Origin of the sequence: Methylocucumis oryzae, from assembly GCF_000963695.1 — a bacterium.
GTDB lineage: Bacteria > Pseudomonadota > Gammaproteobacteria > Methylococcales > Methylomonadaceae > Methylovulum > Methylovulum oryzae.
Genome location: NZ_LAJX01000241.1, coordinates 1 through 9,151 on the forward strand (window position 1 = coordinate 1; position 9,151 = coordinate 9,151).

Here is a 9,151-nt window from a genome sequence, read left to right on the forward strand (position 1 = left end):
CTGTTGCACCGGTATTACCAGAAGCYCCCGTGTTGCCGTTAGCACCTGTYGCACCGGTATTACCAGAAGCTCCCGTGTTGCCGTTAGCACCTGTCGCACCGGTATTACCAGATGTGCCCGTGTTGCCATTAGCACCTGTTGCGCCTGTTTTGCCTGTATTTCCTGATGTACCGGTATTGCCTGTAGCGCCCGTCGCGCCGGTAAGACCAGATGCTCCGGTGTTACCTCTAGCCCCCGTCGCCCCAGTTTCACCTTTTGCACCGACAGAGCTTGTTTTGTTCAGCACGACTTCAAATAATGCTTGATGGCTAGTGGTTGTATTTTCTTTGCTGTCTATTGTGATGTCGAGCTGGTTTTCTGAGATTAACGCAAAACCGTAACTTGCCTCTTCGCTAATTTCATTTCCATTAACCCAGTCTTTAACGATACTGGTTACATCAAGTTGAATCCAGCGTCCAGCATAAGCAGGTTTTATTTCAAAGCGTTTAATAGTGACTGTGTCGTAGGCCGGAGCTTGATTTTTATGAGGAATAGTTTTCTCATTCCAATCTTCAATTACTTTAGCAACAGCGAGAACACCGCCCGCATCGACTTTATTTAAAAATACTGCAACAGTGGCTTTTTGAATATCTGAGGCTTTAAGCTGATTCGGTAGTGAACGTTGTAAATAAAAAGACAAATACCCTATGTTGTGCTGATTCACGATAAGCGTTGGTTCGGCACCATGTCGATTCTGTGATGGAATTGATGAGGGCGTAATCGGCGCGTAACTATCAAATCGTAATAAGGGGTCAGCATTAGCTGTGCTTATGCCTAGCAAGCTAGTAATAGATATGCTAAGCGTTAAAGATTGAAGTCGAGCATTTTTTTTTTCATAATTATCCCTTTGCTAATTAGTTAACTGAATGTTTTTATGACCATTTAGTAGTATAGAAGGGATTGTTAGAAAAACTTATTTATTAGTATGATTTTGCTTGCTAGATTATCTAACTGGGGCAACCACAACCTGAAACGCATCCTTATCAACCCGATCCGAACCAATATGCACCGGTAAAAACTGGCTAATCACCTCAGCATTAGTGGCAGCATGTTGACTCCATTCCGTTGTGGTGAATTGTCCGCCACCGGCTAATGCCAACGGTAGTAGTAACTGATCGGCTAAAAAACCAGCGACGGCGGCCTTACTGGTTTGGTAATGGCGTACTGAGCTAACGACTCGCTTAGCTACTTTTTCTGCGCTAACACCTTTTTCACCAAAACCGACCAAGACTTCGGTGCAGTGCTCATGGACTAAGGTTACCATTAACGCATTGCCAGGGCCTTGCTGGCGCGCGATTTCTAGCGGCAATAGCTGTGTATCAGACCAGTTAAGATTTTGTTTAATCACAGCTAGCTCGCGTTCGGCGATATGAAACGGGATAGCAGAAAACACCGCTTCAGCATAGGCTTCAATTAACGGACCGCGCTCACACAGTGTTAATGGCGTAAGCTGAGTACAAGGCTGTATATGGCAAATTAACTGACCGCCGCCCGCAGGATAAAAACCATAGCGTAATAATTCCAGCTCAATATCTGCGCCCATGCGTCTAAGCAATGGCACGAATGCGCGCGATAAAAAATGAAACGGTGGACTCATAGGGTTATGCGTGCCACCGGATAATTCAATACAACTTGCGGTGTTCGTAAACAGCAAAGCCGGTAATAGGGTTTGTAATACCAGGGTGCAGCTACCGGCCGTGCCTATGCTAAATTTATAAGTGCCGCCTTGTACCGTGTTGGGTGTAAAGACTAATTCGCTTGAGCCAATTTCAGCGCCTTGCACTTGGGCCCTACAAATCGCTTGCGCGGCTTGTACAGCGGTTAAATGTTGGCGCATTAAACCGGGCTTGTCGCGTTTCGCCCGAATGTGTTTAAGGTGCACGGCTTGGCCAGTACACATCGCTAAACTTAACGCGGTGCGTAAAATCTGACCTCCGCCTTCACCTTGAGAGCCGTCTAATTCAATCATAAGCTGTCCTGTTAGCCTTTTACACAGACCACTTGTTTTAAGGTATGCACGATGTCCACTAAATCGGCTTGCGCACGCATGACGGCATCGATGTCTTTATATGCCATAGGGATTTCGTCTATCACATCTTTATCTTTACGGCATTCCACGTCTTTAGTGGCTTCGATTTGGTCGGCAATAGTAAATTTACGTTTAGCAGCTGTACGCGACATAACACGACCGGCCCCGTGGCTGCAAGAGCAAAATGCTTCGGCTTCACCTTTACCACGCACAATAAAAGAGCGTGCACCCATTGAGCCTGGAATTATTCCCATTTGACCCGGCCAAGCGGCTACCGCGCCCTTACGCGTCACAAATACGTTATGACCAAAATGGTGTTCACGTTGCACATAGTTGTGGTGACAATTCACGGCCTCAACATCGGCCGTGAAAGGCTTAGGCGTAATCGCTTGTATTGCGCTGACGACATTCGCCATCATTAATTCACGGTTTAACCGAGCAAAATCCTGTGCCCAGCCGACTGCTGCGACATAATCGTCGAAATGCTCGGTACCTTCAGGAAAATAGGCTAATTCTTTATCGGGTAAATTAATAAAGAATTTCTGCATATCTTTTTTCGCTAACTCGATGAAATAACAGCCAATGGCATTACCGACGCCACGCGAACCCGAATGTAACATAAACCAAACGGCGTCCGTTTCATCTAAACACACTTCAACAAAATGATTACCAGTACCTAATGTGCCTAAGTGTTTATAGTTATTGGTGTTTTTAAAGCGAGGATGTTTAGCGCATAAATCTTGAAAGCGTGGGTCTAATTGCGCCCATGCGCTATCAACAGTCGCAGGTGGATTTTCCCACGAGCCTTTATCACGACCTTTAAACGTCAAACCATGCGGTACGGCTTTTTCGATAGCCGTACGCCAGCCGTATAAATGGTCGGGTAAATCGTTAGCGGTTAACGTGGTTTTTGCCGCAATCATTCCACAGCCAATATCAACGCCTACCGCTGCTGGAATAATCGCGCCTAAAGTCGGAATCACGCTGCCTATCGTTGAGCCTTTACCGACATGCACGTCAGGCATCACGGCAATGTGTTTATAAATAAACGGTAATTGTGCAATGTTTTGTAATTGCTTTTTAGCATCGTCTTCAACAGGTACGCCGCGCGTCCACATCTTAATCGGCTTAGCGTACTCTGCTTGCATAATGTCATGGGTTTCTGGTTGCATGGGTTGCTCCAATGAGGGTTGAGTGACGTAAGGCGTAATGCGAGAGTTGTGCCAATGTAAGATTTGTTTTCAACTATTTGATTTATAATATTTAAAATTATGTGAAAATATTGGCGATAGGATGAGACTCAGAATATATTAGCTATTTTTATATAAGTTTATTTATTTTTATAATATATGACGCAAGTGGTGGCTACTTGTTTATCACATAACATCTTTCATAGTTAGTCTCTGAAAACCAACTAAAAACACTATCCAAAACCGCATTCATAGCTTATAACTTTAGTTCGTAGTGCGAAGAGCAGGTCTAAGTTACAAAAAACTAGGCGTTCAAACATAAAACAATAATAACTAAGGTATCGTATGAAACAACACATCGTATTAAGCTTATTTATAGCGGCTTCGGTAGTGCCTAATATTGGCAGTGCAGCTTCAGCATCGGAGCAACAACAGCAGTTACGCATTCACACAGGCGTGCCGAAAAAAACCGGCGATTTATTATTTTCTTATACGACGGAATGGCAAAAAGCGGGTGCTGATCCGTTTCGCGTGACCAGTATTAGCTTTATTAACAATAGCAAACTCACCGGCGATAATCCTGCCGCGCAAGTGAGTAAAAAATTAGTGACGGCTTTCAAAGACAGCATGACGCAAGTCGATCCAGGGGCTAGAGGGGCCGTTGTAAGTCAAAAAGACCAAGAACCGGCTTTTACCATAAGCAATCGCGCTGGGTTCTCGCTGAATTGGATTACGGTACGTGATTATACGAATCAAAGCATGAGCTATGACTTAGTGGATAAGACGTTTTGGTGACAATACCGTAACGGTTGCGCTTGATTTGGTTTTAGCCTCTGATGTGGAATATTTAGATCAATACAATCCAGGTAATAGAACCACGGCTTCACAAGGCGATATTGTTGTCAGCATCGATAATCGTAGCGTGACGATTAAAACCGATGGTAAAACCACTGCTCAGCTAGAACAAGAACTTGCCAGAGAGTTAGCCGCTAAAATCAATACAACACCGCTAATTCCAGTTATTGTCAGTAAAGATAAACGCAATATTAAGCCTTTCGATGGCAGTGAAGTGCAGTTGACGTTAGTCGGCGCTGAGAAGCTCACGGTTAAAGTCGATGATCCCGAATTAGGCGTGATTACGCAGTTTAAGTTTAAACAAAAAGAAGCCGCTGCCGTGTTACCCATCGCGTCGGGTGGTAATGACACAGTACTATACGGATTAGTGATAGCAGGTCTGGCTGGGTTAGGGTATTTCTTTGGTTTTAGAAATAAGAAGCGTACCTGATAACTATTCTGTTTTCATCGTGCCCACGCTCTGCGTGGGAATGCGCTGCAACCGCTCTGGCGGTGTGAAACGAGACGCAGAGCGTCCTGGCTACGCTCCCACGCTAGAGCGTGGGAGCGATGAAATGAAATAATTATCATGTTTAACACAATGCGGGGTAGCGTTTGCGTACCATGCATGGCTGGACACAACCGTTTTAATACCTCTTCTCAACTCCGTTTTTTCAAAAGGGGGCGCATGTGAGTGCCACGAGAAGCTATGCTCGCAGCATCGGTAAACATTCTTTTTCGTGCGCCTAACATCCACCAAAATACTAACCCCGTCAAAATACCTATGGTTAGTTTAGCCGCTAACGGATAAACGGGATTAGGCGAGATATAGCCTTCGATTAATCCGGCCAAGAGTAGAAACGGTGTTGCTGCACATAAAATTTTCCCGGTATCAAAGCTAGTTTGCCGAAAAGCCTGTAGGCGATTGCGTGGCCCTGGTCTAATCAGACTTTCGCCTAATTGTAAGCCCATTGCACCGGCTATTAAAATCACACTGAGTTCTACCGGGCCGTGGCCGATAATAAATGCACATAACCGCCCTGCTAACCCGTGTTGCGCCGTGAACGCGAATGCCGCGCCTAGCATAAAGCCATTCATGCCTAGAATATATAGCGTGCCTAGGCCATAAAGCGCGCCTAAGACAAATGCTGTTAAGGTGACGGTGATGTTATTCGCGGCAATGCCTAGCGATAATACCGACGAAGGCATGATGTTAAGCAAACTATCGGTCCATAACTCGCCGTTTTGTACTTGATTAATCATAGGCTCCGATAACACCAAGCCTATGAGTTCAGGGTGGACGCTGATTAATAACCAGCCTGCTAAGATGCCTAATAAAAAAATAGCTAAAGCACTTAACAGCGAGTGACGCATGTGTTGGATTAACACCGGCACTTGCACACGATATAACGCAAAAAACTCGGCTTTTAGCTGTCGTGCCGGTTGATGCAACTCCTCATAGGCTTTCAGGTACAGCGTTTGTAAATATAAGGTAATGGGCGTATTGCCTTGAATACGCTTAGACAACGATAAGTCGCTGATAACCGCTTTATAGGCGATGAGCAATGCTCTGGCTTCGCTCAGTGCATGATTAGGATTGGGTGGTTTTTTGAGCCTAGCATCTAATTGTTGCCAATCAGCTTGGCGCGTCTTTAGCCATTCTTTAAGTGCGGCTTGGCTAGTGCTGTTAGGTGTTGCCATACGCGTTTACTCGGTTAAAAAAACGTTGTAATTTTATATGTAGCGCCCGATCTAGGTTTTCAACTTTGTCTAAATTCGTTACGGGTCGGCCAATATGGGCTAAAAATTTTTGCGCTAAATCGATACGCACGTTTTTATTCAGCTCAGGCCATCGGTTTAATAAATCTAATAACAGGCCTTGTTGCTCGGGGGTTAGCTCGGAATGTATGGCAAGTTGAGTGACTTGGTTTAACGTGTTAGCGCTAACGTTTGTCTCATAAACCAACACTAAACCGGCGGCTAAATCACCAATACGCACATGGTGGTGGGTAAGCGCTACCGTGACGATGCCTACGACATAACAGCTAGGCAGCGAGTCGATTAATCTAAACACATTACGCAATAAAATCTCTCCAGCCCTTGGCGTATGGCCTTGCAGCGTCACTAAACGTACTCCCGCCATGCGTTTACCCGGCGTTCGGCCTGCCATGATGATTTCTAACACTGGATGGTAAAGAAAGTAAATTGCCGCCGTCGGTAAAAAAACGATGATTAAAGGCAGGGTATGCGATATTTGCCGCCACCACTCGCGCAGGTTTTCTATCGCAAATAAGCCTAATAGGCCAGTCCCTACAATAAGCCAGAGCAACGCTAGTAATAATCGAATATGCCAATCGATAATAAACGCATGAGAACGTGCGCCTAGCCCGGCGATTTCTAATTGATAATCCAAGCCTTCTAAAGTTTGCACTGCTAAATAGTCGTTATCTGATGAGTTTTTAGCCATATTAAATGAATGCACGTCGGCGTTGATAATAAGTTAATACCTGTTGCGCGAGGTCGGCAGGTTGCGCTGCAATGACCGATAAGCCTAAACGCTGTAAATGCTGTCTTGATGCCAATCGACCTTGTAAATATTCGAGTGCAGCAAATTGCTGATAAGGGTAAAGCCAGGTGTCTTGAGGGTGAGTAATCAAGGTTTCTAGTTCCGGTTCGGCTAACGTTGCGACTAGAATTTGGTGCTTAGATGCGAGTAATTGTCCGGCTTTTAATAATTGTGCATCGGCTTCGGGTTGTTCTAATTCGGTTAAAAACACGATTAAACCTCTATGACGTAGCAATTGTTTGACGGCAAGCGCGGCCGGTAATGGGTTAGAGGTTTCATTGCCGACCGATAATTGGCTTAATAAGCTGCGTATACGCTGCAAGCCATTAAACCCAGATGCCATCGCTGTTGTATGTAGCACTTCGTGGGTATAGGCTAAACAAGCAATGTGGTCACCTTGTAGCGATGCAAATTCGGCTAGCTTGGCGGCTACGTTAACATAATGATGCAACCTATCCATGCCGCCGATATAACTCCGCCCAGCACGACCACAATCGATGAGTAAAACGATTTCTAAGCGTTGTTCGCGCTCAAAACGGCGCACAATAGGCTTGCCGCGTCTAGCCGTTGCTTTCCAATCTACGCTTTTTAAGTTGTCGCCGTAGTGAAACTCGCGCAAATCTAGCAGTTCTCCACCACTTGCGTTAGGCAAGCAACGTTTATGCTGGCCTTGTCCACTCGTGCCATTGATGATGGGAAGTTGTTTTAACCGTGCCGGTTGCACGCAAAACTCTAGCGGCTCGTTGACTTGACGCGTCCACCAGCATAAACCCCATCGGCCTAATTGTTTTAAATACAAGGTGCCTAGTTCCGTTTTACCTAAGCGTACAGGCAAATAATCAAAACAACGGGATTCTTCGCTATGGCGGGCTATGCGCCATGCTTGTATGGGTTGTTCGCCTTCTAGGGTTTCAGGGTAAGCGCTTTGACTGGCTAAAACTAGCATTTGCGAGGTTTGGTTGGTCAGCGTTAGCTGGTAAGTGCATCGCTCACCTAATAACGGCGCTGTTTGTAAGCATCGTTTAATCGTGTAGGCGTTTGTTAGACTGAGTTTTTCTATAACGATTAACACGATTAAGCACACCAATGCGACGCGCCACAGTAGTTGCCAAATACCGCCAGTCCAAATACTCAGCAGTGCTAACACACTGATAAAAATTAGGATTAATTGCGTGAGTCGGGAGAATGACATGGTTATAGTTTTTCAATTTCTCGCTTAGATAATCCCGTTACTTCCATAATAAAATCCATCGAAAGCTTTTTATTCTTTAATGTAATAGCTATTTTTTTCTTTTCTGACATCATGCCTTCTTCAAACGAAGTGTCGCTAACATTTTTCACTTCAGCATATTCGATTAAGCTACGCTGATAAGCATCGAATTGGCGTGGCGTTAAATGCGCGAGTTCGGCAATTTCAAAGCCTTTTTTGAAGATGGGTTCGTTTAAAATGGCTGGAATATGGTCAAAATTTTCTAAGTTTTTTAAAAAATAAACCCATTTGTCGAAATGAGAAGTCAATTCGTGAGCTTCTTTAGTGAACAAAGGCATTTGTAAAAATCTAAAATGCAGTTTATCGAAAAACACGTCGCCATCTTGGTCTTTTAAGCAGATGTCGCGCCGAAATTTGCGTATTTCCTCTTCTTCATCGTAGTGAAAGTCTAAGACCGCGACAAAATAGATAGGCAATAACTCGAAATTCCAATCGCCTTTTTTAACTTGTTCCCTAATTGGAAACGTTGAATAAAACAATGCCCTATCTTTGAAATGCTTTACTTTTGCTTTTTGCATCTCAACAATAAAGCGCTCACCAGTAGTGGTTTGGCAATAAATATCAAAAATCGCTTTGCGTTCTTTAACTGTAGCCGGGATTTTTTCTGGGTTTTTAAAGCTTAATTCGGCAATTTGATGATAGTCAGGCAGTAATTGATTTAAAAAATCGATGAGTAAGTCTTTACTAGCGTCTTCACCGAAGAGTTTTTTAAAACCAAAATCAGTGTAAGGATTGAAATATTTCTTTACGGTATCTCTGGTCATGACATGTCCCTAGGGTTGAGCTTATTCAGGCATTATCACCTATATTCGGTATAGCCACTTGATTCACCAGCTCTTGATAAACTTGTAACGCAGTATAACCGGCTAATTGGGCTTCACTAGTCAGTAATAAGCGATGGCTAATGACTAACGGAGCAACCCGTTTAATATCGTCTGGTAAGACGTAATCACGGCTAGATAGTGCAGCTTCCACACGAGCGCAACGGATTAACGCTAATGCGCCTCGTGTTGATAAACCTAAGCTTAGTTGCGGGTGTTGGCGACTAGCAGCGGCTAACATCACTACATAGCGGTATAACGACTCATCAACATGCACGGTTGCTGTTTGCTCTCTGGCTAGAATTAAATCATGCTCTGCTAACGGGGTAATGCTTTGCAATGCGGCTTGATGACCGCCACCGGGTTTGTCATAGCGACTAAGAATGAGCGCTTCTGTCTTAG

Annotated in this window: 10 protein-coding genes; 2 read left to right on the plus strand and 8 right to left on the minus strand. The window is 44.5% G+C overall.

Features of this window, described 5'->3' with window-relative positions; translation table 11 throughout:
- The 3 genes from VZ94_RS31155 to VZ94_RS18715 form a co-directional block, all read right to left on the minus strand.
- Positions 1-820 (minus strand): CBM96 family carbohydrate-binding protein (locus VZ94_RS31155; protein ID WP_045780391.1); only part of this gene is annotated, 820 nt, incomplete at its 3' end.
- Positions 821-982: 162 nt separating this feature from the next.
- Entirely contained in the window at positions 983-2,008 is a 1,026-nt protein-coding gene (gene rtcA, locus VZ94_RS18710; protein ID WP_045780392.1) for an RNA 3'-terminal phosphate cyclase, read from the minus strand.
- Between the two features lie 11 nt (positions 2,009-2,019).
- Positions 2,020-3,240, minus strand: a complete 1,221-nt coding sequence (locus VZ94_RS18715; RefSeq protein ID WP_045780393.1) for an RtcB family protein — start codon at positions 3,238-3,240, stop codon at positions 2,020-2,022.
- Positions 3,241-3,603: 363 nt separating this feature from the next.
- Here VZ94_RS18715 and VZ94_RS18720 point away from each other — a divergent pair, with 363 nt between their 5' ends.
- Together VZ94_RS18720 and VZ94_RS18725 are read left to right on the plus strand one after the other, a co-directional pair.
- Positions 3,604-4,053 (plus strand): hypothetical protein, encoded by a 450-nt coding sequence (locus VZ94_RS18720; RefSeq protein WP_045780394.1) that lies wholly within the window; start codon positions 3,604-3,606, stop codon positions 4,051-4,053.
- Between the two features lie 25 nt (positions 4,054-4,078).
- A complete protein-coding gene (locus VZ94_RS18725; RefSeq protein WP_045780395.1) occupies positions 4,079-4,543 on the plus strand; it encodes a hypothetical protein in 465 nt (154 codons plus the stop codon).
- A 209-nt stretch (positions 4,544-4,752) separates the two neighbouring features.
- Here the strand turns inward: VZ94_RS18725 and VZ94_RS18730 are convergent, their stop codons facing one another.
- From VZ94_RS18730 to VZ94_RS26170, 5 genes are all read right to left on the minus strand, one after another.
- Positions 4,753-5,793 (minus strand): stage II sporulation protein M, encoded by a 1,041-nt coding sequence (locus tag VZ94_RS18730; protein ID WP_045780396.1) that lies wholly within the window; start codon positions 5,791-5,793, stop codon positions 4,753-4,755.
- Positions 5,780-6,574, minus strand: coding sequence for an RDD family protein (locus tag VZ94_RS18735; protein ID WP_131655638.1), 795 nt, complete (start codon positions 6,572-6,574; stop codon positions 5,780-5,782). The genes VZ94_RS18730 and VZ94_RS18735 overlap by 14 nt, the downstream gene beginning before the upstream one ends.
- Positions 6,561-7,850 carry a DUF58 domain-containing protein gene (locus tag VZ94_RS18740; protein WP_045780398.1) on the minus strand — a complete coding sequence of 430 codons (1,290 nt, stop codon included), beginning with the start codon at positions 7,848-7,850 and terminating at the stop codon, positions 6,561-6,563. Before VZ94_RS18740 ends, VZ94_RS18735 begins: the two co-directional genes overlap by 14 nt.
- Before the next feature lie 2 nt (positions 7,851-7,852).
- Positions 7,853-8,692 carry an Rpn family recombination-promoting nuclease/putative transposase gene (locus VZ94_RS18745; RefSeq protein ID WP_045780399.1) on the minus strand — a complete coding sequence of 280 codons (840 nt, stop codon included), beginning with the start codon at positions 8,690-8,692 and terminating at the stop codon, positions 7,853-7,855.
- 25 nt (positions 8,693-8,717) lie between these two features.
- Positions 8,718-9,151: AAA family ATPase (locus VZ94_RS26170; RefSeq protein ID WP_045780400.1), on the minus strand; the 434-nt coding region annotated here is incomplete at its 5' end.

Excerpts from the sequence above, each read along its gene's own strand:
- rtcA (WP_045780392.1), bottom strand. The coding sequence starts at position 2,008 with ATGATTGAATTAGACGGCTCTCAAGGTGAAGGCGGAGGTCAGATTTTA.
- VZ94_RS18715 (WP_045780393.1), bottom strand. The coding sequence starts at position 3,240 with ATGCAACCAGAAACCCATGACATTATGCAAGCAGAGTACGCTAAGCCG.
- VZ94_RS18720 (WP_045780394.1), top strand. The coding sequence starts at position 3,604 with ATGAAACAACACATCGTATTAAGCTTATTTATAGCGGCTTCGGTAGTG.
- VZ94_RS18730 (WP_045780396.1), bottom strand. The coding sequence starts at position 5,793 with ATGGCAACACCTAACAGCACTAGCCAAGCCGCACTTAAAGAATGGCTA.
- VZ94_RS18740 (WP_045780398.1), bottom strand. The coding sequence starts at position 7,850 with ATGTCATTCTCCCGACTCACGCAATTAATCCTAATTTTTATCAGTGTG.
- VZ94_RS18745 (WP_045780399.1), bottom strand. The coding sequence starts at position 8,692 with ATGACCAGAGATACCGTAAAGAAATATTTCAATCCTTACACTGATTTT.